The following is a 22,272-nucleotide window of genomic DNA, read 5'->3' on the forward strand; positions in this document are numbered from 1 at the left end:
GCGGCGCGGGTCAGAGCTGGATGCGCGTGGGGCTCGCGAGTCGCCCGGTCGGGGAGTCGCCGTGGTCGATCGCCGCGACGTCGGTCGGGTCGATCGGGGCGGCGGTGTCGGTGACCTGCGTGGCGTCGTCGAGGTTCATGGTGACACCGTAGGAAGTCGAGGTGACCGGGAGCGACTCCGCACGCCCACGTCTCGTCGACAGGCCGTGTCACCTTGGTCACACCCGACCGGGCCCCGCCTACGCTGGCTCCATGACGACGGCGCAGCGACTCCGCCCCGAGCCCGAGGTCGACCCGACCTTCGCGATGTTCGCGAGCCGGTCGGTCGCCGTCCACGTGGTGCGGGGCCTGCTCGGCCTGGCGCTGCTCGTGGCCGGCATCGCGCTGTCGTCGTCGTCCGGGTGGTGGCTGCTGCTCCTGCCCATGACGGTGGTGCTGTGGCGCGGCTGCCCGACGTGCTGGGTGATGGGTCTCGTCGCGACCCGCAGCCGGTGTGCCGACGGCGCCTGCGAGCGCTGACCGCCGGCTCAGGTCAGGACGACCACGAGACCCACGAGCGTCGGCACGAGACCGACCAGCAGCCACGGGCTCACCACCGCACGCCGGTGGATGGCGAAGGCGGCGGCGATCGCCGCCACGCCGAAGGCCCCGCCGATGACGCAGAGCCCGACGCGCGCGACGACCTCGGAGTCGTCGATGAACAGCGCGGCCAGCACCAGGCCGATCGAGAGGTGGAAGATCGTCGTCCCGACGAGCACCGAGAGCACCGTGCGCTGCACCCGCTCGAGGCGCTCGATGTCGGCCCTCGACGCCTGCGCGCGCGGACGGGTCGGGTCGATGAGGTGCTTGGCGCGCCTCGGTCCGGGCTGCTGGGTCACCGCTCCAGCCTAGGGTCCGGCACGTCTGCTCCGCAGCGCCGGTCACCCACCGCGACGATCGGACGACGGGTCACCGGCACCGGGGGGTTTGTCGCGGGCCCGGACCGGGCACGGAGGCCGTCGTGTCCCAGCCCCAGCCCTGGCCGTCGTCCGAGCACGCCGTCGAGGCGGCGCCCGAGCCCGAGGTGGCCGACGAGGTCGGTCCGGAGCCGGACGACGAGCCGGCACCGGCGCTGTGGGAGCTGCCGATCGTCTGGACCGTCGCCGTGTGGGTCGGGCTCGTCGAGCTCGTCCGGGGCGCGGTCCGCGGCGCCGTCACCCTCGTCGTGCGGGTGGTCACCGCTCCGGCGCGCTGGCTCAGCCGCCTGCTCCAGGTCGTCGCAGACGTCGTCGGGCGTGCCCTGGCCGCCTCCGTGCGCGCGCTCGGTCGCGTCGTCTCCCTGCCGGTGCGTCTCGTCGTCGCGGTCCTGGACGCCGTCCGGCACGCCGCCCGGTGGCTGGGCCTCCGTGCCTGGCGCCTGCTGTCCGCGCCGTTCCGGCACCTCCTCACGGGCCTCACGACGCTCGCACGACGGCTCGGGCGCGCCGTCGCCTGGCTAGTCGGCGCGCTGGCGGTCCCGTTCCGCCTGCTCGGCCGCGGCCTCGCCGCTCTGCTGACTGCCCTGATCGTCGTGGTCACGGCGCCGTGGCGTTGGCTGGTGGCCGGCGGCCGGTGGCTGGTCGGCGCGCTGGCGGTCCCGTTCCGCCTGCTCGGCCGCGGCCTCGCCGCTCTGCTGTCCGCCCTGATCGTCGTGGTCACGGCGCCGTGGCGCTGGGTGGCGGCCGGGGGCCGGTGGCTGGTCGGCGCGCTGGCGGTCCCGTTCCGCCTGCTCGGCCGCGGCCTCGCCGCTCTGCTGTCCGCCCTGATCGTCGTGGTCACGGCGCCGTGGCGCTGGGTGGCGGCCGGGGGCCGGTGGCTGGTCGGCGCGCTGGCCGCCGCGGCCGGGCACGTGGCGAGGTTCATCGTCGCCGTCGTCACCGTGCCCGCCCGCTGGTTCGGCCGGACGACGCTGCGCCTCCTCTCCATGCCCTGGCGCTGGACGGCGTCCGCCCTGCGCGCTCTCGGGGGCTGGGTCGGCCGGATCCTCCGCTTCGCCGACGACCTCGTCCGCCGCTGGTTTGCCGCGGTCTGGCGCCCCGTGCGTCGCGCGCTACGGGCGGTCGCAGCCCCCGTCCGCTCCGCCCGGACGCGCGTGCGCGCCCTGACCTCGCGCCTCTCCTCACGGATCACCTCCCGCATCGCCGAGGTCCGCGACCGGGCCCGCGCCCGGCGCGAGCGCATCCGCCGCCGGCTGCGACGCAGCCTCCGACGCTCCCGATGACGCCCGACGTCGGCTGTTCAGCCGCGCGCGGTCAGCACCAGCGGAGCGCCGTCGGTGATGGCGATGGTGTGCTCCATGTGCGCACCGCGTGAGCCGTCCTGGCTGCGGAGCGTCCAGCCGTCGGGGTCGGTGAAGATGGCGTCGGTGGTGTGCATGAACCACGGCTCGATGGCGATCACCAGGCCGGGCTTGAGCTTGAGGCCACGGCCCGGGCGACCGTCGTTGGCGACGTGCGGGTCGCCGTGCATGGTCCGGCCGACACCGTGTCCGCCGAACTGCATGTTGACCCCGAGCCCGGCGGCGCGGGCGACCTCGCCGATCGCGTGGGAGATGTCGCCGATGCGGTTGCCGGGGGTGGCGACGGCGATGGCGGCGTCGAGCGCCCGCGTCGTCGTCTCGATCAGCGCGAGGTCCTCCTCGCGCGGGGTGCCGACGACGACCGAGAGTGCCGAGTCGGCCACCCAGCCGTCGACCGAGGCCGCGAAGTCGACCGAGAGCAGGTCGCCGTCCTGGAGCACGTAGTCGAACGGCAGACCGTGCAGCACGGCGTCGTTGACCGAGGTGCAGAGCACCTTGCCGAACGGTGAGGCGCCGAACGAGGGGTGGTAGTCGATGTAGCACGACTCGGCCCCGCGCTCGCGGATCATGTCGTGGGCCAGAGCGTCGAGGTCGAGCAGGTTGACGCCGACCGCGGCCTTGTCCTGCAGCGCCGTGAGCACCGAGGCGACGAACTGGCCGGCCGGCCGCATGGCCTCCAGCTGGGCGGGGGTCCTGAGCTCGATCACCCGGTCAACGGTAGCCGCTCGACGGCGTTCCGCCGGCAGCGGATCTGCCAGGGGCGGAATCGCTGGAACCCCGCGGCCGGCGTCCGCAGCCTGGAGCCATGACGACCACCGGAAACCTCAGCGCGGCCGACCGGCTGCTGCACCAACGCATCATCGTGCTCGGCCAGGAGGTCGACGACGAGATCGCCAACCGGATCTGCGCCGAGCTGCTCCTGCTCTCGGCCGAGGACCCGCACCGCGACATCAGCCTCTACGTCAACAGCCCCGGCGGCTCGGTCTCGGCCGGTCTCGCGATCTACGACACGATGCGCCTCATCCCCAACGACGTCGCCACGCTCGCGATGGGCCTGGCGGCCAGCATGGGCCAGTTCCTGCTCACCGCCGGGACGCCGGGCAAGCGCTACGCCCTGCCGAACAGCCGGATCCTGCTGCACCAGGGCTCGGCCGGCATCGGTGGCACCGCGGTCGACATCGAGATCCAGGCCGAGAACCTCGAGCACATGAAGAACGTGATGATGCGCATCACCGCGGAGCACACCGGCCAGCCGGTCGAGAGGGTCGAGCGCGACGCCCTGCGCGACCGGTGGTTCACCGCCGAGGAGGCGCGCGAGTACGGCTTCGTCGACCACGTCCTCACCGAGGTCGCCTCGGTCGTGCCGTCGCGCGCCGGCATCGCGTTCGGCATGGAGCGGACGGGGCGCACGGCATGAGCACCTACTCGATCCCCAGCGTCGTCGAGAGGACCGTCCGCGGCGAGCGCGCCGTCGACATCTACAGCCGCCTGCTGAGCGACCGCATCATCTACCTGGGCACCGAGATCGACGACGGCGTCGCCAACGTCGTCATCGCCCAGCTGCTCCATCTCGAGTCCGACGACCCCGACCGCCCGATCGGCCTCTACCTCAACTCGCCCGGCGGCAACGTCACCTCGGTGCTCGCCGTCTACGACACGCTGCAGTTCATCCGCCCCGAGGTCGCCACGACGTGTGTCGGCCAGGTCGGGTCGTCGTCCGCGCTGTTGCTGGCCGCCGGTGCTCCCGGACGACGCACCGTGCTGCCCCACGCCCGCGTGGTGCTGGACCAGCCCGGAGGTGGAGGGCGGGGCACGCTGCCCGACCTCGCCGTCCAGGCCAAGGAGATCGTGCGCCAGCGGGCCGAGCTCGAGCAGCTGCTGGGCCTCCACACCGGCGTCCCGGTCGAGCAGCTGCGGCACGACACCGACCGCGACCTCGTGCTCACCGCGCCGGCCGCCGTCGCCTACGGCATGGCCGACGCCGTGCTCGAGAGCCGCAAGGCCGCCCCACTGGCTAGGGTCGCTCCATGACCCTCGTCGACCGCGTGATCAGCTCGCTCCGCACGCACCACGACCGCCTCGCCGGTCTCGTGCCCACCCTCGACGAGGCGGCGCTGACCTCGCCCAGCGGGGCGACGGAGTGGCGCGTGTGCGACGTGTACTCCCACCTCGGCAGCGGGGCCGAGATCTCGCTCCGCCCGGTCGCCGCGGCGGCGGCGGGCACGCCGCCGCCGGCGGCGGCCAACGAGGAGATCTGGGACCGCTGGAACGCCCTCGGTCCGCTCGACCAGGCGGCCGGCTTCGTCGAGCACGACCAGCGGCTCGTCGAGACGCTCGAGGCCCTCGACGGCGACGCCCGCGAGTCGCTGCAGGTCGACCTCGGGTTCCTGCCGGCGCCGGTGCCGCTGGTCGTCGCGGCGGGCATGCGGCTCAACGAGGTCGTCCTGCACGCGTGGGACGTCGAGGTGGCCTTCGACCCCGACGCCGGTCTCGACCCCGAGGCGGCCGGGCTGCTGCTCGACCTGCTGGCCGGTCCGCTGTCGTTCCTCCTCGGCTTCTCGGCGAAGCCCGGGGCCCTCGGCGCCACGGCTGCGGTCGACGCCGGCCGGTTCGGCCTGCACGTCGCGCCCGACGCCGTCGAGGTGCTGGAGGCCACGCCGGTCGCGCCCACGGCGACGTTCACCGGTCCGCACGAGGCCCTGGTGCGGCTGCTCGCCGGCCGGCTGTCGCCCGAGCACACGCCCGACGGCGTCGCGGTGACGGGCGAGGTCAGCCTCGACGACCTGCGCCTGGTCTTCCCCGGCTACTGAGCCGCCTCCGGGCCGGGGTCAGGCCGCGAGGGCGAGCGGGCCCGACGGTCGGCTCGACGACCCGAGGCTGCGCGAGACGCGCGTCGTGAGGTCGACGAGGCGCAGCCCGAGCGCACCGTGGACGGCGCCCAGCACCTCCGAGCTCGGCTCCTTCAGCCCGCGCTCGACCTCGGAGAGGTACTGCACGGAGATGCCTGCCGTGCCGGCGACGTCGGCCAGCGTGCGCTCCTGACGCGTGCGCTCGTCGCGCAGCTCGCGACCGACCAGCTCCCGCCACAGCGGCTCCGGCCCGGACTGGTCCGGGAACGGGACGACGTCACCCATGGCCCCGACGGTAGGCCGCCGAGGCCCCGGTCGTCCGCCGTGTTCGCGACCGGCGAACAGGGGAGCGGGCCGGCGTCACCCGTAGACGCCGCCGGCGACGTCCTGCAGCAGCGCCGGCCCCGACGGCGTCCAGCCGAGCCACTCGCGGGTCAGGACCGACGACGTCGGGTTGTCGACCGAGGCGAAGCCGGCGAGCCAGCCGAAGTGCGCCGCCGCGTCGGCCGGGTCGAGGGAGGTCGTCGGGATCCCGAGCCGCTCGCCGATCGCGGCGGCGATGTCACGGGTGCGGACTCCCTGCTCGGCCACCCCGTGCAGCCGCGTGCCGGCGGGCGCCGCCTCGACCGCGAGCGCGAACAGGTGCGCGGCGTCGAGGCGGTGCACGGCCGGCCACACGTTCTCGCCGTCGCCGACGTAGGCCGCGACACCCTTCTCCCGGGCCACCCGCACCAGGGTCGGCACGAAGCCGTGGGTGTCGCCCGTGCCGTGCACCGACGGCGAGAGACGCACCAGGCTCGAGCGCACGCCGCGCTCGGCCAGGGCGAGGGTGAGCTCCTCCGACGGGCCGCGGGCGGCGCCGTCGATGCTGGTCGGGTCGACGGGGGTGTGCTCGGTGGCGACGCCGGCCGCGGAGGAGACGATCGCGCTGCCGGAGGTGACGACGAGTGCCCGGTCGCTGCCGGCCAGCTCGTCGCCGAGCGCTCGCACGACCTCGAGGTCGAGCTGGCCGTTGGCGTGGATCTGGCTCATGTCGTCGTGGTCGAAGGCGAGGTGGACGACGCCGTCGGCGTCGCCGACCCCGGCGGCGACGCCCGCTGGGTCGTGGATGTCGCCGCGGTGGACGGCGGCGCCGGCCGCCTCGACGGCGGCAGCGCCGCGGTCGGAGCGGGCGAGGCCCGTGACGGAGTGGCCGGCCGCGACCAGCTCGCGGACGAGGGCGGAGCCGATGAACCCGGAGGCACCGGTGACGTAGATCTTCATGGCTCCGACGCTAGGCGGAGACGTCCTCCGTTTTCCAAGACCTGTTCCGCACCGGCTCATGCGGGCCGGGCATGAGCGCCGGTCAGCGGGCTACGGTGGGAGGGTGCCCGACCTCGACCTGCGGCTCGTCCGCTACTTCGCCGCGGTCGCCGAGCACCAGCACTTCGGTCGCGCCGCCGAGGCCCTGCACGTCGCGCAGCCGTCGCTGAGCCGGCAGGTGGCCCGCCTCGAGCACCTGGTCGGGGCCCGGCTCCTCGACCGCTCCGCACAGGGCAGCACGCTGACCGACGCCGGACGTGCCTTCCTGCCGCGCGCCCGTGAGCTGCTGCGCGCGGCCGACGCCGCCGTCGCCGAGGCCCGCGCCGCCGCCGCGCCCCGCCGTGCGGTCGTCGGGTGGGCCGGCGACGTCGTGGTCACCGACGTCGTCCGCTCGCTGCGCCGTGCCCACCCCGACGCCGAGGTCGTCACCGCGCACGTCGCGTGGGACGACCTGCGCGAGGCGCTGCTCGAGCGCCGCGTCGACGTCGTCGTCGGACGCGGGCCCTTCGCCGACGACGGTCTCGACGTGGAGGTGCTGCGCGAGGAGCCGCGCGTGCTCGTCGTCCGTCGTGACCACCCGCTGGCCGGAAAAGAGCAGGTGGCGCTCGACGACTTCGCGCACGAGCCACTGGTGCGCTCGGTCGACCCGGTCCGCGACGCGTTCTGGCGGGTCGACCCCCGCCCCGACGGCAGCAGGGCGCCCGACGGGCCCCTGGCCTCCGAGCGCGAGGACAAGTTCGAGCACGTGGCCTCGGGCGAGGCGCTCACCCTGATGCCCGCCCCCGGACCCGACGGCCTGCTGCGCCGCGACCTGACCACGGTGCCGGTCGAAGGCCTCGCACCCGTGCCGCTGGTCGTCGCGACCCGCGCCGGGGAGCGTTCGGGCGTCGTCGAGGCGTTCGTCGTGCTGGCCCGTGACGCCTTCGGGCCGGTGCCCGCGGTCAGCCGACGGAGATGACGGTCGTGGTGCTGCTCCGCATCCGCAGGAGGTTGAACGCGACGGCGTCGATGCTGCCCACGTTCGGCACGTCGACGGTGCCGCTGCCCGACACGGTCTCACCGGACGCGACGGCGTAGCTGTCGGGAAAGCCCTGGTCGTCGACGATGCGCAGGCTGTCGTAGTCGTCGTCGACGACGGCGGCGACCTCGTCGCCGCCGAGGGACACCGTGGAGGGGCTCTCGTTGCGCACCGAGAACGTGACGGTGCAGGTGTGGTCGCCGTCGTCGGCCGGTTCCTGGTCGCAGGTCACGTCGTCCAGCCGGACCTCGACGTCGTCCTCGTCGAGTGGCACCCACTCTCCGATCGAGCCCGCGGGCTCGGGCACGTCGGCGGTCTGCGTGACCTCCTCGAAGAAGCCGAGGAACGCCTTGCCGACCACGAACGTGACGAGCACCGAGACCACCATGCCGACGACGGCCGTGCCGATCCCGAACCCGGCCATGACCGCCCCGCGGCCGTGCCGCCGCGCGTGGGCGAACCCGCCGAGACCGAGCCCGATGGCCGTGAGCCCGGTGAGCAGGCCGACGAGGTTGACGAACGGCACCACCGAGAACAACAGGGTGAGGACGCCGAGCACGAGGGCGGCGATCGCCAGCCCGTTCGTGGGCGGGGCAGGTGGCGGTGGCTGCGTGCCGTACGCCGGGTAGGGGTGGGAGGCGTAGGGCGGCTGGGTCACGGAGCGACAGTGCCCTTCGCGGACCGGGCCGAAACGGCTCGACCGCGTTCTGCTCCTGCGGGAGGCGTTCTGACACAGTGGCCGCATGCATCGTGAGACGCCGGTCACGAGCCCGTCCCTGGCTCGTGCGACTCCTCGGTCTCCCCGCGAGACCCATCTCCTCGCTGTCTCGGAGGTGGCGCGGTGAAGCTGGGACTGCAGCTGGGCTACTGGGGCGCGCAGCCCCCGGCGAACGCCGGCGAGCTGGTCGCCGCGGCCGAGGAGTCGGGGTTCGACGCGATCTTCACCGCCGAGGCGTGGGGCTCCGACGCCTTCACCCCGCTGGCCTGGTGGGGCCGTGACACGCAGCGCGTGCGGCTCGGCACCTCGATCGTGCAGATGTCGGGCCGGTCGCCGGCGTCCATCGCCATGCACGCCCTCACCCTCGACCACCTCACCGGCGGCCGGGTGGTGCTGGGCATGGGCGTGAGCGGGCCGCAGGTCGTCGAGGGCTGGTACGGCCAGCCGTTCGCCAAGCCGCTGGCGCGCACCCGCGAGGTCGTCGACATCGTCCGCAAGGTCCTGGCCCGCGAGGCGCCGGTCACCAACGACGGCCCGCACCACCCGCTGCCCTACACGGGCCCCGGCTCGGTCGGGCTCGGCAAGCCGCTCAAGCCGATCGTGCACCCGTTGCGCTCCGACATCCCGATCTGGCTGGGCGCCGAGGGGCCGAAGAACGTAGCCCAGACCGCCGAGATCGCCGACGGCTGGATCCCGATCTTCTACACACCGCGGTCGGCCGCGATGTACCAGCCCTGGCTCGACGAGGGCTTCGCGCGCCCCGGGGCCCGCCGCAGCCGCGCCGACTTCGAGATCGCCGCGACCTGTCACCTGCAGATCTGCGAGACCCCCGAGGCCAAGCAGGCCGTCGTCGACGCCCTCAAGCCCACGGTGTCGCTCTACATGGGCGGCATGGGGGCGGCCGAGGCCAACTTCCACAACGCCGTGTTCGTGCGCATGGGCTACGAGGAGCTCGCCGCCCGGGTGCAGGAGCTCTACCTCGAGGGCCGCAAGGACGAGGCCACCGCGCTCATCCCCGACGAGCTCGTCGACGACCTCCACATCATCGGCTCGCCCGCCGAGGTCGTGGACAAGGTCGCGGCGTGGGAGGAGACCGGCGTGACCACCCTGATGCTGTCGTTCCGCGACGCCGCCGAGCTGCGCAAGGTCGCCGACCTGCTCGCGTGAGCGGGCTCAGGTGCGGGGGCCGTACGCCGCCGCGATGTCGGGGGAGTCGAGCCAGCGCTCGTAGGCCGGTCCCTGCGGCCAGCCGTCGGGGGAGTCCTGCCACTCCTCCTGGCGGCCGTAGGGCAGCACGTCGACGAGCGGGAACAGGTAGCTGAGCTGCTCGGTGCCGCGCCCGTCGGTGTGCCAGGTGCGGTAGACGGTGTCGCCGTCGCGCAGGAACACGTTGACGGCGAACCCGCCGCCGGCCGGCGCGCCCACGTCGGCGCCGAACGGGCTGTCCGCCGTCGAGTACCAGGTCATCCGGTTGCCGACCTTGTCGCGGTAGGCGAGCGCCTCGGCGATCGGCCCCTGGGTGACCACCACGAACCGGGCGTCGAAGGCGGCCAGACCCTCGAGCCGGGTGAACTGGGAGGTGAAGCCGGTGCACCCGCCGCACTGCCACTCCGCCTCCGGGAACCACATGTGGTGGTAGACGATGAGCTGCTGCGCGTCGCCGAAGACGTCGACCAGCCGGAGCGGCCCGTGCTCGCCCTCGAGCGTGTAGTCGGGCATCCGGACGGCGGGCAGGCGGCGCCGCTGGGCCGCGATGGCGTCGAGCTTGCGGGTGGCGGCCTTCTCGCGCACCCGGAGGTCGGCGAGCTCGCGCTGCCAGGTCTCGAGGTCGACGACGGGCGGCAGGGCGGGCGCGGGCGTGTCGGTGCTCATGGCAGTGGCGACCCGCCGCGGCCGCCGAACTCATCGGTGCCTCAGGACGCCGTCCGCGGCGCCTTGGCCGGCAGGCCCGAGTAGCCCTCGCCGTGCCGCCGGGCGGCCGGGGTGCCCGGGGTGGGGAACCAGCGCCAGACCACGGCGGTCTGCGCGCAGGTCCACACGGCGCCGCACGCCCAGTAGAAGACGAGGGCCACCGGCACGACGTGGCCGGCGACGAGGATGCCGATCGAGGAGACGAACGGCACGATCCGCTGGGCGCTCGCCATCGACTCGGGCAGGTCGGCGGTGTTCATGTTCTGCTGGGCGAACACCTTCTGGGTGACGAACCCTAGCCCGGCGGCCACGGCGGCGAGACCGACGACCACCAGGAAGTGCCCCGCCCCGGAGCCGAGGTAGCCGTGGTCGGTCAGGGGCACCCCGAAGAGCCGGGCGCGCGCGAGGTCGTCGACCTGGCCGGCGTCGAGGAGTCCGACGCTCTTGCCGTTCGCGACGTCGCGGAGCAGGTGGTACAGCGCGATCCAGATCGGGATCTGCACGAGCAGCGGCAGGCACCCGAGCCGCGACATGCCGTGCTCGGCGGCGATCTCGCGGCGCGCCTCGACCTGCGCCTTGATCGCCTCCTGGTCGGTGCGGCCCTTGTACTTGGCGGAGAGCTCCTTGAGGTGCGGCCGGGCACGGGCGGCGGCGTGGGCGCCCCGGACGCCGTGGACGGTGATCGGCAGCAGCGCCGAGCGGACGACGACCACGACGGCGGCGATCGACAGGCACCAGGTGACGCCCGAGGCGGGGTCGGCGCCGAGGGCGGTGAGGCCGTCGTGCACGCCGGCGACGACGACGGACAGGGCGTGGGTGAGCGGGTCGAGCAGGGACATGCGGGGTGGCTCCTGGACTGGGAGGGCGACTGAGGCGTCTGCCCGCCCGGGGACCGGGGTCCGGGGCGGACGGCTAGTCGCGACCGGGAGCGCGCGGGCGCAGCGGGTGGTGCACCGGGTCGGTGGCCCGGGTGGTGAGCACCAGGGGCACCGGCCGGCCGCTCTCGTGCCGCCCGGACGACGTCCGCACCAGCCAGGCGGCGGTCTCGCGGGCCGCGGCGAAGAGTGCGGCCACGGCGACGGCGAGGAGCGTGCCGGTGAGCGTGGTGGTGCCGTCGACGCCGGCGAGGGTGGGCGCCAGCAGAGCGACGAGTCCGGCGGCGAGCGCGAGCACCACGGCGCGAACTCGCGCCACGGCCCGGTCGTCACCCACGCGCACCAGGGTACGGGGTGGGCGTCGTCGACGGGGTCGGATGCCGGTCGGACGTCGGTCAGACGCCGGTGAAGCCCCAGTCGAGCGCGAGCACCTGCACCTGCTGCGCGATGGTCAGCCACAGGCCGAGCGCCAGCAGCGCGCCGACGGCGATGAGCAGCGAGCCGGAGGTGACCGCCACCGCCCGGTGGTGGCGCCTCATCCAGGCGATGGTGCCCGAGAAGCGCGTGAACGCGACGGCGGCGATGAGGAACGGCAGGCCGAGGCCGATCGAGTAGGCGCCGAGCAGGACCAGGTTGCGCTCGGCCGAGCCGAGGTAGCCGAGGGTGTAGATGGCGCCCAGGATCGGGCCGATGCACGGCAGCCAGGTGACCGCCAGCGCGGCCCCGATGAACGGCGCGGCGACGATGCCGCCGCTGGGCACCTTGACCGGCAGCGTGCGCCCGAGCAGCCCGAGGCGCCGGTCGAGCACGAGCATGACGCCGAGCACGACCAGCACGAGACCGGCGACGAGGGAGATCGTGTCGCGGTTGCTGAACAGCCACCGGCCCACCGAGCCCACCGCGACGCCGAGCGCGGTGAAGGTCGCGGCGAACCCCGCGACGAACAGCAGCGCGGCCAGGGCCATCCGCGAGCGCGGCGCGGTCTCGACGGCAACGGCGGTCGCACCGCTCGTGCCACCGCTGGCGCCACCGCCGCTGGAGGTCTTGGCGGCGTCCTGGCCGACGATCGTCTCGACCGAGACGCCCGACATGTAGGACAGGTAGGCCGGCAGCAGGGGGATGATGCACGGGCTGAAGAACGACAGGAACCCGCCGAGCAGCGCGACGGGCACGGCCCAGACCAGCGAGCCGGAGGAGATGACGAGGCGGAGCTCTTCCATGTGCTGCGCCTCGATGTCCTCTCGGTCCTGCGTCGTCGTCCGGTGCCGATCGTAGCGAGGGTGTGGTCCACACCGACGATCGGCGGAGCGAGCTCGACCGTCGCACGCCGGCGCCGGTGTCGCGTACGGTGCGCGGATGCTCCCGCTCGTCACCGTCGAGGACGTCGTCGGCCTGGGCGCCTGGATCGCTGGCGTCGTCGCCGTCCTCGGTGCGGGCTACCTCGTCGGCTGGTTCGGGTTCCAGCGCGCGCGGCCGGGTCTGGTCGTCGTCGGGGGAGGCGTCGCGGCGACGGTGCTGGTGGCGGTGGTCGGCTACGTCGTCGTCTCCCAGGCCGCGCAGGGCGACGACGACTGGGCCGGGTTCCTCGAGTTCCTGCTCTTCCTGCTGCTCGCGGCGTTCACCGTGGCGATCACCTGGTTCGGCGTCGGGATGGCGGCCGGGGGAGCGCTGCGACGTCGGCGCGACGCTCAGCGCGGCTTCTCGCCACCGCGCAGCCGGTCCCACACGTAGGGCGGCACCCGGTCGAGGATCGCCGTCATCGAGGCCAGCACGGCGTCGATCTCGGCGGTGAGTGCTGGCCGCCGCGGACCATCAGCAGCGAGTCGCCCTCGAGACGCCAGGCGCGGTCCCGGTAGGCCGTGAGCATCGCGCGCAGGTCGGGGTGGAGCACGTCACGGGCCAGCTCGGGGCTGGTCGTGCGCACGTGGAACCGGGCGTCGAAAGCGGCGTCGCCGAGCGCGAGGTCGCCACCGAACAGGCTGCGGAAGAACCGGCCCAGCGTGCCCTGCGGCGCCACCTGGAGCATCGGGACCGGCTGGGCGAGCGCGCCGAGGTGCATCGCGACGACCGAGAACGGGTGCGTGCTCGTGCTGTCGTCCGAGCTGGTCGTGTAGCGGTAGTCGAAGGCGAGGAAGGTGCGTCCCTCGTAGCGGCCCTCGACGACGTTGGACGCCGTGCGGCGGCTGCCCTTGCCGAACGGGTCGCCGGTCAACCGGCGCTCGAGCCCGGCGCCGGACGGCGAGAACCGCCACTCGCGGTGCCCGGCGTAGCCCGACATCAGCTCACGGCGTCGACGCACGACACGGGCGTGGTGGACCATCGATGCTGCGACCAGCGCGAACCCGGCGACCGGGACCACGAGGCACAGGACGCCGAGCGTCGAGCCGAGGTCCACGACTACCGCAGCTCGTCCCACAGGTCGTCGACGACGCCGACCACCCGGTCGGGGTCGGCGACCGGCCCGGCGACCCGCACCGTCAGCGTCGCCGAGCGGCGCTGGCAGGTGACGGCGTCGGGGGTGGCCTCGTCGGGCTGGTAGTCGCGCCCGGCGACCGGCGGGCTGACCCGGGTGAGCACGCACTCGACGTCGCCGTCGACCACCCGCTCCTCGCGCGGCAGGGCGAGGCCGAGCTCGGCCGGGTCGGGGAACCCGCTCGTCGGCACCAGCACCCCCATGTCGGCCGCGACGGCGACCGCGGACAGGGTGGCGGTGTCGCCGCTGTCGAGGTCGACGTACGACCGGACGGCGGCCGCGGCGCCGTCGAAGGCCTCCGACCAGCCCTCGGCGTCCTCGTCGTCGGCCGCGGCCCGCCGCGCGACGTCGTCGTCGGTGCCGGTGCCGCTCGCCCGGACCGTGTCGATCGCGGTGAAGCCGTCGACCTCCGCCGGCAGGTCGAGCTCGTCGGCGCCGACGGCCCGGACGGCGAACAGCAACCCCACCGCCGCGGCGACGACCACGACGGACGAGACGGACCCGATGACGGCGTTGCGAGAGGCCATGCGGTCATCCTGCCCGGCCCGGCGGCGACCAACCACGCCGCTGGTGCGCGAGTCCGAGGTGGTGGCCGGCCGGCGCGCGACGTACCGACGAGATCGGCTCCTAGCCGCTGGGCACGTCCGGCGGCACGTAGGTGCCGGGCCGAGGAGGCCGGGGCCTGCGCGGCGACGTCCGGTAGATCGACATCGCGCCGCTCGCGGCGAGCACGCCCACGACGCTCACGCCGAGCCCCTGCGCCGTGAGCTCGGTGTGCCGTGCGCTGCAGGCCGACGCGATCCCGCCGGCGACCGCGACGTCGCGGGCGTAACCGGCGTCGGCCCCGAGCCCGAGGAGGTCGTTGGACGGCTCGTCGAGCTCGACCTCGCTGTTCACGAGATCGTCGTAGGCGGACCGGCCGTCGGTGACGTCGGCGCGATCGTCCTCGATCGCGGCCGGCTCGCCCCCGAGAGCGTCGGTGGTGCTCTGGCACTTGACGGTGAACCCGGAGGTGAACCTGATCGACGGGCGCCACAGCAGCGACACGGCGGCTCCGAGCAGGCAGAGGGCCGCGATGGCGGCGAGCAGCTTCACGGACGTGGGCACGATCCGGATGTACCCGCGCTGAGGCTCTTCGACACCCCGGGGCCGGGTGAGGTGGCTACCACACGAGGAAGCGTCGAGCTAGATCCACAAGTTGGTAACAGATCAGGCTGCGGTCTAGACCGAAACATCAAAATTCGAGTAACACGTGACGTGGGCGCCCAGATCGGGTTCACTGTCTGACAAGGCCTCTTCGCGGAGGTCGTTCGTCCACATCATGTGTCCCCCCACGACACCTCCGGGCGGGCCGCCCCGGGCGGCCCGACCGGGCTCCTCCCCCCGGATCCGAGGAGGTAGAACCACCATGACCGCTCTGAGCGCCCTCAACGCTGCGATCGCGCTCTTCGGTCTGGCCATGCTCGCGGCCTCGTTCGTGCGCCGCGAGCGGCAGCGTCAGGTCCGCGCCGACTGGCTCACGTGGTCGCAGCAGGCCGACGTCAGCGGCGTGCTCTCCGGTTCCCCCGTGCACACGGTCCCCGTCGACAGCTCCGGCCGGTCCCCCCACCCGGCCCGGCGGACGTCGGCGGCGGCCGGTCAGCTCGGCGACGAGGGCCTCACCGCCTGAGTCACCGATTCCCCCCAACTGGATCGGGGCCCGCACCGGTCGTCACGACCGGGGCGGGCCCCGTCTGGTTCACCAGCCGCGCTCGCGCCACTCCGCCAGGTGCGGGCGCTGGGCGCCGAGGGTCGAGTCGCCGCCGTGGCCGGGGTAGAACCACGTCGAGTCGGGCAGGGTGCCGAACACCTTGGTCTCGACGTCGTCGAGCAGCTGCACGAACAGCGCCTCCTTGTCGTCGCCGAAGGTGCCGCCGACGCCGCCCGGGAACAGGGTGTCGCCGGTGAAGAGGTGGTGCAGGCCGCCGTCGGCGGAGTCGTCGTAGACAAGGGCCACCGAGCCCGGGGTGTGCCCGGCGATCGCGATGACGTCGAGCGTGCACGCGCCGACCGCCACCGTGTCGCCCTGCACGAGCCGGCGGGTGACCTCGACGCCGGTCTGCTCGGTGATCGCGTCGGCGTCGGGCTCGCCGGCCAGCACCGCCGCGCCGGTGACGCCGACGACGTCGGCCAGGGCGCGGTGGTGGTCCCAGTGCTGGTGGGTGGTGACGACGGCGGCCAGGCCGTCGGTGAGCATGGGCAGCAGCGTCTGCGGCTCGGCGGCGGCGTCGACCAGCACCTGGTCGCCGGTCTGCTTGCAGGTCAGCAGGTAGCAGTTGTTGCTCATCTGCTCGTCGACGGCGACCTTCGTGATCCGCAGGTGCGCCAGCTCACGCACGTCGGGCTCACCGCCGACCGTCACGTCACCGGAGTACTCGTCGTCGGTCATGGGGGTCACCAGCTCTCGATCCGCGGCAGGTCGCCGTCGCTCGTCAGGGTCGTGCCGTCGCCCCGCCCGGTGAGCCACCAGCCGAGGTCGGCGACGGTGCCGGTGATCGTGGGTGCGTCGGCGTCCCCAGCCTGCCAGGTGTGACCCGTGTCGCTGGCGACGAGGGTGGCCGGGGCGCGTGCGGCGAGGCGGTCGACCAGCGAGACCGCGAACGCCGCCGGCCAGTCGGCGGGGGTGTAGCCGAGGTCGAGGTCGACGCCGTGGATCTCGAGCTCGCCGAGCCGCATGGTGACCACGTCGCCGGCGCGGAAGGTGCGCTCGCTGCCCGGCGTCCGCTCGACGACGACGTCGGCCCGGTCGGCCGGCAGGTCGTCGAGCGCCTGCGCCAGGTCGGAGACGGCGCCGTAGAGCCGTGTGCGCAGCGCCGTGGCGCCGGCCGCGGCGAGGGCGTCGATGTCGGCGTCGCGCTGCACGTCGTCGGCGTACATGGCGATCTCGCCGGGCTCGGCGCCCTCGGTGACCGCCCGCAGGACGCCGGCCAGGGCCTCGGCGTTGAGGGCCAGGTGAGCGACGACGTGCCCGCGGGTCCAGCCGGGCAGGCCCGACGGCTCGCCGTAGGCGGCGTCGTCCATGCCGTCGACCGCGCGCACGAGACGGTGAGTCGCGTCACGCAGCAGTGCCTGCGTGCCGTCGGCGGTAGCCCGCTCGGTGGGGGTCGTGGGGTCGGCGGGGCCAGTGGGGCTGAAAGGGTGCGCGGGGCCGTCCGGGTGGGTCACCCGGACCATCCTGGCGGGTGAGGGCGGTCCGGGTAACCCCTCCGTGGGGGCGCGCTGTCGGTGGCGGCACCTAGGCTGGGCGGGCCGCCCGACGGCGGCGCGGCGAGTTGCCAGCGGCGGCCTCGCGGCGAACACTTGTTCGAACTCCTGGCCTGCCAGCAGTCCACCCACGTCGATCCCGAGGGACTCCAGTGATTGACCAGCTCATCGTCCGAGGCGCGCGCGAGCACAACCTCAAGGACGTCTCGATCGACCTCCCGCGCGACTCGCTCGTCGTCTTCACCGGCCTGTCGGGCTCGGGCAAGTCGTCGCTGGCGTTCGACACGATCTTCGCCGAGGGTCAGCGCCGCTACGTCGAGTCGCTGTCGGCCTACGCGCGCCAGTTCCTCGGCCAGATGGACAAGCCCGACGTCGACTTCATCGAGGGACTCTCGCCCGCGGTCTCGATCGACCAGAAGTCGACGTCGAAGAACCCGCGCTCGACGGTCGGCACCATCACCGAGGTCTACGACTACCTCCGGCTGCTGTTCGCCCGCGCCGGCCGGCCCCACTGCCCCACGTGCGGTGCGCCCATCGAGCGTCAGACGCCGCAGCAGATCGTCGACCGCGTGCTGGCCATGGAGGACGGCGTCCGCTTCCAGGTGCTCAGCCCGGTCGTCCGCGGCCGCAAGGGCGAGTACGTCGAGCTGTTCAAGCAGCTGCAGACCCAGGGCTTCGGCCGGGTGCGGGTCAACGGCGAGACCCACACGCTCGACGAGCCGCCGAAGCTCGACAAGCAGAAGAAGCACACCATCGAGGTCGTCGTCGACCGGCTGGCGGTCAAGGCGTCGTCCAAGCAGCGCCTCACCGACTCGGTCGAGACCGCGCTCAACCTCGCCGGTGGCCTGGTGGTCTTCGACTTCGTCGACCGCGAGGCCAAGCACCCCGAGCGCGAGGTGAAGTTCAGCGAGAAGATGTCGTGCCCCAACGACCACGCCATCGACACCGACGACCTCGAGCCGCGCTCGTTCTCGTTCAACTCCCCGTTCGGCGCGTGCCCCGTCTGCACGGGTCTCGGCACCAAGATGGAGGTCGACCCCGAGCTCGTCGTCCCCGACACCACCGCGACCCTCGGCGAGGGCGCCATCCAGCCCTGGGACAACGCCAGCGTGGGGGAGTACTTCCAGAAGCTGCTCGGCGCGCTCGGCGACACCGTCGGCTTCGACCTCGACACCCCCTGGGAAGACCTCACCAGCGCCGCGCGACGCTCCATCCTCGACGGTCACCACGCCAAGGTGCACGTGGTCACGCGCAACCGCTACGGCCGCGAGCGCTCCTACAACGCCACCTTCGAGGGCGTGCGGCCCTACATCGAGCGCCGCCACCGCGAGGCCGAGTCCGACACCAGCCGCGACCGCTTCGAGGGTTACATGCGCGAGGTGCCGTGCCCGGCCTGTCGCGGCAGCCGGCTCAGGCCCGTCTCGATGGCGGTCCACCTCGGCGGCAAGAACATCGCCGAGATCTGTGCGCTGCCGATCAACGAGACCGCCGAGTTCCTCGGCGACCTCGAGCTCACCGCCCGTGAGCGCCAGATCGGCGAGCGGGTGCTGAAGGAGATCCAGGAGCGGCTGCGCTTCCTGCTCGACGTCGGCCTCGACTACCTCTCGCTCGACCGCCCGTCCGGGTCGCTGTCGGGCGGCGAGGCCCAGCGCATCCGGCTCGCCACGCAGATCGGCGCCGGTCTCGTCGGCGTGCTCTACGTGCTCGACGAGCCGTCGATCGGGCTGCACCAGCGCGACAACCAGCGCCTCATCGAGACCCTCGTGCGGCTCAAGGACCTCGGCAACACGCTCATCGTCGTCGAGCACGACGAGGACACCATCCGCACCGCCGACTGGGTCGTCGACATCGGCCCCGGCGCCGGCGAGCACGGCGGCCAGGTCGTCCACTCCGGCACCGTCGAGGGTCTGCTCGCGCACCCCGACTCCATGACCGGCCAGTACCTCTCCGGACGCCGGGAGATCCCGGTGCCGGAGGTCCGTCGTCCGCGCACCGTGGGGCGCGAGCTGCGCGTGCACGGCGCCCGCGAGAACAACCTGCAGAACGTCGACGTCTCGTTCCCGCTCGGGCTCTTCGTCGCCGTCACCGGCGTCTCGGGCTCGGGCAAGTCCACGCTGGTCAACGACATCCTCTACACCTCGCTGGCCAAGCAGATCTACCACGCGCGCACCGTCCCCGGCCGGCACCAGAAGATCACCGGCCTCGACCACGTCGACAAGGTCATCCACGTCGACCAGTCGCCCATCGGACGCACCCCGCGCTCCAACCCGGCCACCTACACCGGCGTCTTCGACCACATCCGCAAGCTGTTCGCGGCCACGCCCGAGGCCAAGATGCGTGGCTACCTGCAGGGGCGGTTCTCGTTCAACGTCAAGGGTGGCCGGTGCGAGGCGTGCGCCGGCGACGGCACCATCAAGATCGAGATGAACTTCCTGCCCGACGTCTACGTGCCCTGCGAGGTGTGCCACGGGGCGCGCTACAACCGCGAGACGCTCGAGGTGCACTACAAGGGCAAGACCATCGCCGAGGTCCTCGACATGCCCATCGAGGAGGCCGTCGACTTCTTCGCCGCCGTCCCCGCGATCGCGCGCCACATGAAGACCCTCGTCGAGGTCGGCCTCGGCTACGTCCGCCTCGGCCAGCCGGCCACCACGCTCTCGGGCGGCGAGGCCCAGCGGGTCAAGCTCTCCGCCGAGCTGCAGAAGCGGTCCACCGGCCGCACGGTCTACGTGCTCGACGAGCCCACCACCGGCCTGCACTTCGAGGACATCCGCAAGCTGCTGCTGGTGCTCGGCCGCCTCGTCGACAACGGCAACACCGTGCTGGTCATCGAGCACAACCTCGACGTCATCAAGACCGCCGACTGGCTGGTCGACATGGGGCCCGAGGGTGGCTCGCGCGGCGGCACCGTCGTCGCCGAGGGCACGCCCGAGGACGTCGCGGCCGACCCGACGAGCTACACCGGCCAGTTCCTCAGGCCGCTGCTCGACGGCCGCGAGGCCCGTCAGCCCACGCGCAAGCTGGCCGCGTCCACGGCCCCGGCCGGGCGCCGGGCGCCGGCGACCACGTCCGCCGCGACCAAGGCCCCGGCGAAGAAGACGGCAGCGAAGAAGACGGCAGCGAAGAAGACGGCAGCGAAGAAGACGGCGGCGAAGAAGACGGCGCGCACGGCCCGGAAGGCTCGCTGACGGGCCCGCGAGCAGGTCGTTCTCATGGTCCTCTCACCTGGATAGTGTTCGCTTCAACTACCTGGCGAACCCGCTGCCCGATCCCGAGGAGCCTGTCGTGACCACCAGACCAGTCGGTACCCCGCTCACGAGGCGCCGTGCCCTCGCCGGGGCCACGAGCGTGGGTCTCGCGCTGCCGGTCCTCTCCGCGTGCGGCGACGACGGCGGCACCGCCACCGACACGACCGGCTCCAGCAGCTCCTCGGCGCCCAGCAGCTCCTCGGCCCCCAGCAGCGCCGCGCCGTCCGGCGGCGCCACGTCGTCGGCCGCACCCGAGACGAGCGCGCCGGCCGTCGACGGCGTGGTGAGCACGGCCGACGTGCCCATCGGCAGCGGCGTGATCCTCGCCGACGAGCAGGTCGTCGTCACCCAGCCGACCGAGGGCGACATCAAGGTCTTCTCCTCGATCTGCACCCACGCCGGTTGCCCGGTCGGACAGGTCACCGACGTGATCACCTGCCCGTGCCACGGCAGCACGTTCGACCTCACGACCGGCGACGCGATCCAGGGCCCGGCCACGACGCCACTGGCGGCCGCCGGGTTCACCGTCGAGGGCGACCAGGTGGTGCTCACGTGACCGCCGGGTTCCGGCCGAGCCGGCGCATCGTCTTCCAGGGCATGGGCGCACTCGGCGTGGCGTGCGTGCTCGCCGCCTGCGGCGGGGGCGACGGCGACTCCGGCGGCGGGGGAGCCGCGCCCGAGGCCGGCGCCGGACTCGTGGCCGCGGCCGACGTGCCGGTCGGCGGTGGCGTCGTGCTGCCCGACGCCAACATGGTCGTCACGCAGCCCACCGAGGGCGTGTTCAAGGGCTTCTCGAGCCGGTGCACCCACCAGGGGGTCGCGGTCGACGCCGTCGAGGGCGGCGAGATCAGGTGCCCCGCCCACGGCAGCGCGTTCTCGATCGACGACGGCTCGGTCGTCAACCCGCCCGCCTCGAGCCCGCTCGAGGAGATCGCCGTCGCGGTCGAGGGCGACCAGGTGGTCGCCGCCTAGCTACGCCGAGAGGTCGGCGGGGACCGCCCCGCACCGGCGTCGCCACGCGGTGTCGCGACCCGACGGACGGCGGTCGAGCCGCGCATCGAGCAGGTCGCGGGCCTCGTCGGACCGGTCGGCGCGCAGGAGCGCGGCGATGCGGATCTCCTCGACCAGCTCGCGCTGCGCGTCGGAGCCGCCGACGCGACGCACCGAGCCAGCGATCGCGGCGAGCGCGCTCGCGGCCGCCGAGGCCTGGCCGGCGTGCAGCTCGTGCAGCGCCCGCGCCAGGGGCGCGATGACCTCGCGCTGGGTCGGGTGGCCGTGGGCGCTCGCCCAGGTCGCGAGCGAGGTGAGCCCGGCACCGTCGCCGAGGGCGAGCAGGGTGGCGGCCGAGTGCATCGCCAAGAACGGCGTCGACGGGCGCACGAGCACGTCGCGCCCGACCGCGGTGGCCACCCGGTCGAGGCCGGGCACCTGCTCGGCGTCGGGCGTCATCGCCCACCGGATCAGCAGCGAGCCGGTGTCGACCAGGGCGCGGCACCCCGTGGCCAGCTCGGGCCGCAGCTGCGTGTCGTAGCGGCGGCGGACGGCGGCGAGGTCGCCGAGCGACATCTCGTGCAGTGCCGCGTGCCAGGAGAAGTGGGTCAGGCTCTCGATGTCGGCGCCGTCGCCGGTGACCCAGCCGTCCATCCAGCGCAGACCGCAGGCGTGGTCGCCGGTCTCGTAGTGCACGTGGGCGCGGGCGTGGGCGGAGTGGCCGGCGTCCGGCTGCTCGGCGAGCGAGGTGCAGGCGAGGTCGTAGGCCTCGTCCCAGCGCTCCTGCTCCTGCCGGACGAAGGCGAGCAGCCCGGCGTACCACCAGTCGTCGCCGTAGGCCGGCGCCGCCTGCTCGACGATGGCCCAGGCCTGCTCGGGCACCTCGGTGACGCCGGCGAAGGCGATGGTCGGCACGGCGGCCGAGAGCAGCAGCGCGTCGACCGGGAACCGCTCCAGGTGGTCGACGATCGGTCGGGGGTCGCCCCGCAGGTGCGCGAGGACGGCGGCCACGTGGCTCTGCTCGCGCTCGGTGCCGCGGTAGGCGTGGCGCTCGGCGTCGCGCATGCGGCCGACGACGTCGACCTCGACGCACAGGTCGTGCCCGACGAGGGCCAGCGCGGCGTGGCCCAGGGCGAAGGTGGGGTCGAGCACGATCGAGGTGGCGAACGCCCCCGCCGAGCCCGACCGCAGACGGAGGAGGTCGTCGAGCCCGCGGCAGTAGGCCGCCGCGGCCTCGGTGCTCGTGGACAGGGCCAGTCCGTACCGGTCGCGGGGGAGCATGCAAAACACAGTAAGCCACTCGACTAAGCAGGCCAAGTCGACACTCGG

At 73.6% G+C, this 22,272-nt stretch carries 28 protein-coding genes; 12 read left to right on the forward strand and 16 right to left on the reverse strand.

Annotated elements, in window-relative coordinates; genetic code table 11:
- Window positions 1-10: 10 nt before the first annotated feature.
- Entirely contained in the window at window positions 11-139 is a 129-nt protein-coding gene (locus ABFT23_RS09530) for a hypothetical protein (RefSeq protein ID WP_347894557.1), read from the reverse strand.
- A 112-nt stretch (window positions 140-251) separates the two neighbouring features.
- On the opposite strand from ABFT23_RS09530, the gene ABFT23_RS09535 reads away from it, so the two are divergent.
- Window positions 252-518, forward strand: coding sequence for a hypothetical protein (locus ABFT23_RS09535; RefSeq protein ID WP_347894559.1), 267 nt, complete (start codon window positions 252-254; stop codon window positions 516-518).
- Between the two features lie 8 nt (window positions 519-526).
- On the opposite strand, the gene ABFT23_RS09540 is transcribed toward ABFT23_RS09535, so the two are convergent.
- Window positions 527-877: a hypothetical protein gene (locus ABFT23_RS09540; protein ID WP_347894561.1), complete on the reverse strand. Its 351-nt coding sequence runs from the start codon at window positions 875-877 to the stop codon at window positions 527-529.
- Window positions 878-999: 122 nt separating this feature from the next.
- On the opposite strand from ABFT23_RS09540, the gene ABFT23_RS09545 reads away from it, so the two are divergent.
- Window positions 1,000-2,238, forward strand: coding sequence for a hypothetical protein (locus ABFT23_RS09545; protein WP_347894563.1), 1,239 nt, complete (start codon window positions 1,000-1,002; stop codon window positions 2,236-2,238).
- A gap of 17 nt (window positions 2,239-2,255) precedes the next feature.
- On the opposite strand, the gene map is transcribed toward ABFT23_RS09545, so the two are convergent.
- On the reverse strand, window positions 2,256-3,023 hold the full coding sequence (gene map, locus ABFT23_RS09550; RefSeq protein ID WP_347894565.1) for a type I methionyl aminopeptidase: 768 nt from the start codon (window positions 3,021-3,023) through the stop codon (window positions 2,256-2,258).
- A gap of 98 nt (window positions 3,024-3,121) precedes the next feature.
- On the opposite strand from map, the gene ABFT23_RS09555 reads away from it, so the two are divergent.
- From ABFT23_RS09555 to ABFT23_RS09565, 3 genes are read left to right on the forward strand one after another with little or no spacing between them, the layout of a single operon-like run.
- A complete protein-coding gene (locus ABFT23_RS09555; protein ID WP_347894567.1) occupies window positions 3,122-3,733 on the forward strand; it encodes a ClpP family protease in 612 nt (203 codons plus the stop codon).
- Entirely contained in the window at window positions 3,730-4,347 is a 618-nt protein-coding gene (locus ABFT23_RS09560; protein ID WP_347894569.1) for a ClpP family protease, read from the forward strand. The genes ABFT23_RS09555 and ABFT23_RS09560 overlap by 4 nt, the downstream gene beginning before the upstream one ends.
- Window positions 4,344-5,126, forward strand: a complete 783-nt coding sequence (locus tag ABFT23_RS09565) for a maleylpyruvate isomerase family mycothiol-dependent enzyme (RefSeq protein WP_347894571.1) — start codon at window positions 4,344-4,346, stop codon at window positions 5,124-5,126. The genes ABFT23_RS09560 and ABFT23_RS09565 overlap by 4 nt, the downstream gene beginning before the upstream one ends.
- 18 nt (window positions 5,127-5,144) lie before the next feature.
- Here ABFT23_RS09565 and ABFT23_RS09570 read toward each other — a convergent pair whose 3' ends face one another.
- A complete protein-coding gene (locus ABFT23_RS09570; RefSeq protein WP_347894573.1) occupies window positions 5,145-5,450 on the reverse strand; it encodes a helix-turn-helix domain-containing protein in 306 nt (101 codons plus the stop codon).
- Between the two features lie 75 nt (window positions 5,451-5,525).
- Window positions 5,526-6,428 (reverse strand): SDR family oxidoreductase, encoded by a 903-nt coding sequence (locus ABFT23_RS09575; protein ID WP_347894575.1) that lies wholly within the window; start codon window positions 6,426-6,428, stop codon window positions 5,526-5,528.
- A 103-nt stretch (window positions 6,429-6,531) separates the two neighbouring features.
- Here ABFT23_RS09575 and ABFT23_RS09580 point away from each other — a divergent pair, with 103 nt between their 5' ends.
- Complete coding sequence (locus ABFT23_RS09580; RefSeq protein ID WP_347894577.1) at window positions 6,532-7,425, forward strand: LysR family transcriptional regulator; 894 nt, start codon at window positions 6,532-6,534, stop codon at window positions 7,423-7,425.
- Here the strand turns inward: ABFT23_RS09580 and ABFT23_RS09585 are convergent.
- Window positions 7,409-8,143, reverse strand: coding sequence for a DUF4190 domain-containing protein (locus ABFT23_RS09585; protein ID WP_347894579.1), 735 nt, complete (start codon window positions 8,141-8,143; stop codon window positions 7,409-7,411). The two genes, ABFT23_RS09580 and ABFT23_RS09585, sit on opposite strands and share 17 nt — an antisense overlap.
- 183 nt (window positions 8,144-8,326) lie before the next feature.
- On the opposite strand from ABFT23_RS09585, the gene ABFT23_RS09590 reads away from it, so the two are divergent.
- Window positions 8,327-9,370 carry an LLM class F420-dependent oxidoreductase gene (locus tag ABFT23_RS09590; RefSeq protein WP_347894581.1) on the forward strand — a complete coding sequence of 348 codons (1,044 nt, stop codon included), beginning with the start codon at window positions 8,327-8,329 and terminating at the stop codon, window positions 9,368-9,370.
- 6 nt (window positions 9,371-9,376) lie between these two features.
- Here ABFT23_RS09590 and ABFT23_RS09595 read toward each other — a convergent pair whose 3' ends face one another.
- From ABFT23_RS09595 to ABFT23_RS09610, 4 genes are all read right to left on the reverse strand, one after another.
- The gene (locus ABFT23_RS09595) at window positions 9,377-10,075 is read right to left on the reverse strand and encodes a DUF899 family protein (protein WP_347894583.1); all 699 of its coding nucleotides are present in this window, start codon (window positions 10,073-10,075) and stop codon (window positions 9,377-9,379) included.
- Between the two features lie 41 nt (window positions 10,076-10,116).
- Window positions 10,117-10,953 (reverse strand): membrane protein insertase YidC, encoded by an 837-nt coding sequence (yidC, locus tag ABFT23_RS09600; protein ID WP_347894585.1) that lies wholly within the window; start codon window positions 10,951-10,953, stop codon window positions 10,117-10,119.
- A gap of 73 nt (window positions 10,954-11,026) precedes the next feature.
- Window positions 11,027-11,326, reverse strand: a complete 300-nt coding sequence (locus ABFT23_RS09605) for a hypothetical protein (protein ID WP_347894587.1) — start codon at window positions 11,324-11,326, stop codon at window positions 11,027-11,029.
- Window positions 11,327-11,384: 58 nt separating this feature from the next.
- Window positions 11,385-12,209: a cytochrome c biogenesis CcdA family protein gene (locus ABFT23_RS09610; protein ID WP_347894589.1), complete on the reverse strand. Its 825-nt coding sequence runs from the start codon at window positions 12,207-12,209 to the stop codon at window positions 11,385-11,387.
- Between the two features lie 136 nt (window positions 12,210-12,345).
- Here ABFT23_RS09610 and ABFT23_RS09615 point away from each other — a divergent pair, with 136 nt between their 5' ends.
- On the forward strand, window positions 12,346-12,720 hold the full coding sequence (locus ABFT23_RS09615; RefSeq protein ID WP_347894591.1) for a hypothetical protein: 375 nt from the start codon (window positions 12,346-12,348) through the stop codon (window positions 12,718-12,720).
- A 25-nt stretch (window positions 12,721-12,745) separates the two neighbouring features.
- On the opposite strand, the gene ABFT23_RS09620 is transcribed toward ABFT23_RS09615, so the two are convergent.
- The 3 genes from ABFT23_RS09620 to ABFT23_RS09630 form a co-directional block, all read right to left on the reverse strand.
- On the reverse strand, window positions 12,746-13,384 hold the full coding sequence (locus tag ABFT23_RS09620) for a hypothetical protein (protein WP_347894593.1): 639 nt from the start codon (window positions 13,382-13,384) through the stop codon (window positions 12,746-12,748).
- A 2-nt stretch (window positions 13,385-13,386) separates the two neighbouring features.
- Complete coding sequence (locus ABFT23_RS09625) at window positions 13,387-13,989, reverse strand: hypothetical protein (RefSeq protein WP_347894595.1); 603 nt, start codon at window positions 13,987-13,989, stop codon at window positions 13,387-13,389.
- 100 nt (window positions 13,990-14,089) lie between these two features.
- The gene (locus ABFT23_RS09630; RefSeq protein WP_347894597.1) at window positions 14,090-14,569 is read right to left on the reverse strand and encodes a hypothetical protein; all 480 of its coding nucleotides are present in this window, start codon (window positions 14,567-14,569) and stop codon (window positions 14,090-14,092) included.
- Window positions 14,570-14,870: 301 nt separating this feature from the next.
- On the opposite strand from ABFT23_RS09630, the gene ABFT23_RS09635 reads away from it, so the two are divergent.
- The gene (locus tag ABFT23_RS09635) at window positions 14,871-15,131 is read left to right on the forward strand and encodes a hypothetical protein (RefSeq protein ID WP_347894599.1); all 261 of its coding nucleotides are present in this window, start codon (window positions 14,871-14,873) and stop codon (window positions 15,129-15,131) included.
- A gap of 69 nt (window positions 15,132-15,200) precedes the next feature.
- Here ABFT23_RS09635 and ABFT23_RS09640 read toward each other — a convergent pair whose 3' ends face one another.
- The gene (locus ABFT23_RS09640; RefSeq protein ID WP_347895073.1) at window positions 15,201-15,890 is read right to left on the reverse strand and encodes an MBL fold metallo-hydrolase; all 690 of its coding nucleotides are present in this window, start codon (window positions 15,888-15,890) and stop codon (window positions 15,201-15,203) included.
- A gap of 5 nt (window positions 15,891-15,895) precedes the next feature.
- The gene (locus ABFT23_RS09645; protein ID WP_347894601.1) at window positions 15,896-16,666 is read right to left on the reverse strand and encodes a maleylpyruvate isomerase family mycothiol-dependent enzyme; all 771 of its coding nucleotides are present in this window, start codon (window positions 16,664-16,666) and stop codon (window positions 15,896-15,898) included.
- A 191-nt stretch (window positions 16,667-16,857) separates the two neighbouring features.
- On the opposite strand from ABFT23_RS09645, the gene uvrA reads away from it, so the two are divergent.
- The 3 genes from uvrA to ABFT23_RS09660 all read left to right on the forward strand — a co-directional run bounded on the left by uvrA (window position 16,858) and on the right by ABFT23_RS09660 (window position 20,925).
- Complete coding sequence (uvrA, locus tag ABFT23_RS09650) at window positions 16,858-19,893, forward strand: excinuclease ABC subunit UvrA (RefSeq protein ID WP_347894603.1); 3,036 nt, start codon at window positions 16,858-16,860, stop codon at window positions 19,891-19,893.
- Between the two features lie 97 nt (window positions 19,894-19,990).
- Window positions 19,991-20,509: a Rieske (2Fe-2S) protein gene (locus ABFT23_RS09655; RefSeq protein ID WP_347894605.1), complete on the forward strand. Its 519-nt coding sequence runs from the start codon at window positions 19,991-19,993 to the stop codon at window positions 20,507-20,509.
- Entirely contained in the window at window positions 20,506-20,925 is a 420-nt protein-coding gene (locus tag ABFT23_RS09660; RefSeq protein ID WP_347894607.1) for a Rieske (2Fe-2S) protein, read from the forward strand. Before ABFT23_RS09655 ends, ABFT23_RS09660 begins: the two co-directional genes overlap by 4 nt.
- Here the strand turns inward: ABFT23_RS09660 and ABFT23_RS09665 are convergent, their stop codons facing one another.
- Window positions 20,926-22,224 (reverse strand): pyridine nucleotide-disulfide oxidoreductase, encoded by a 1,299-nt coding sequence (locus ABFT23_RS09665; RefSeq protein WP_347894609.1) that lies wholly within the window; start codon window positions 22,222-22,224, stop codon window positions 20,926-20,928.
- Window positions 22,225-22,272: the final 48 nt, after the last annotated feature.

Source organism: Nocardioides secundeburneus, from assembly GCF_039939255.1.
Taxonomy (GTDB): Bacteria; Actinomycetota; Actinomycetes; order Propionibacteriales; family Nocardioidaceae; genus Nocardioides.

Excerpts from the sequence above, each read along its gene's own strand:
- ABFT23_RS09555 (WP_347894567.1), top strand. The coding sequence starts at position 3,122 with ATGACGACCACCGGAAACCTCAGCGCGGCCGACCGGCTGCTGCACCAA.
- ABFT23_RS09535 (WP_347894559.1), top strand. The coding sequence starts at position 252 with ATGACGACGGCGCAGCGACTCCGCCCCGAGCCCGAGGTCGACCCGACC.
- ABFT23_RS09530 (WP_347894557.1), bottom strand. The coding sequence starts at position 139 with ATGAACCTCGACGACGCCACGCAGGTCACCGACACCGCCGCCCCGATC.
- ABFT23_RS09615 (WP_347894591.1), top strand. The coding sequence starts at position 12,346 with ATGCTCCCGCTCGTCACCGTCGAGGACGTCGTCGGCCTGGGCGCCTGG.
- ABFT23_RS09560 (WP_347894569.1), top strand. The coding sequence starts at position 3,730 with ATGAGCACCTACTCGATCCCCAGCGTCGTCGAGAGGACCGTCCGCGGC.
- ABFT23_RS09635 (WP_347894599.1), top strand. The coding sequence starts at position 14,871 with ATGACCGCTCTGAGCGCCCTCAACGCTGCGATCGCGCTCTTCGGTCTG.
- yidC (WP_347894585.1), bottom strand. The coding sequence starts at position 10,953 with ATGTCCCTGCTCGACCCGCTCACCCACGCCCTGTCCGTCGTCGTCGCC.
- ABFT23_RS09570 (WP_347894573.1), bottom strand. The coding sequence starts at position 5,450 with ATGGGTGACGTCGTCCCGTTCCCGGACCAGTCCGGGCCGGAGCCGCTG.
- ABFT23_RS09565 (WP_347894571.1), top strand. The coding sequence starts at position 4,344 with ATGACCCTCGTCGACCGCGTGATCAGCTCGCTCCGCACGCACCACGAC.
- ABFT23_RS09640 (WP_347895073.1), bottom strand. The coding sequence starts at position 15,890 with ATGACCGACGACGAGTACTCCGGTGACGTGACGGTCGGCGGTGAGCCC.
- ABFT23_RS09625 (WP_347894595.1), bottom strand. The coding sequence starts at position 13,989 with ATGGCCTCTCGCAACGCCGTCATCGGGTCCGTCTCGTCCGTCGTGGTC.
- ABFT23_RS09610 (WP_347894589.1), bottom strand. The coding sequence starts at position 12,209 with ATGGAAGAGCTCCGCCTCGTCATCTCCTCCGGCTCGCTGGTCTGGGCC.
- ABFT23_RS09595 (WP_347894583.1), bottom strand. The coding sequence starts at position 10,075 with ATGAGCACCGACACGCCCGCGCCCGCCCTGCCGCCCGTCGTCGACCTC.
- ABFT23_RS09665 (WP_347894609.1), bottom strand. The coding sequence starts at position 22,224 with ATGCTCCCCCGCGACCGGTACGGACTGGCCCTGTCCACGAGCACCGAG.
- ABFT23_RS09575 (WP_347894575.1), bottom strand. The coding sequence starts at position 6,428 with ATGAAGATCTACGTCACCGGTGCCTCCGGGTTCATCGGCTCCGCCCTC.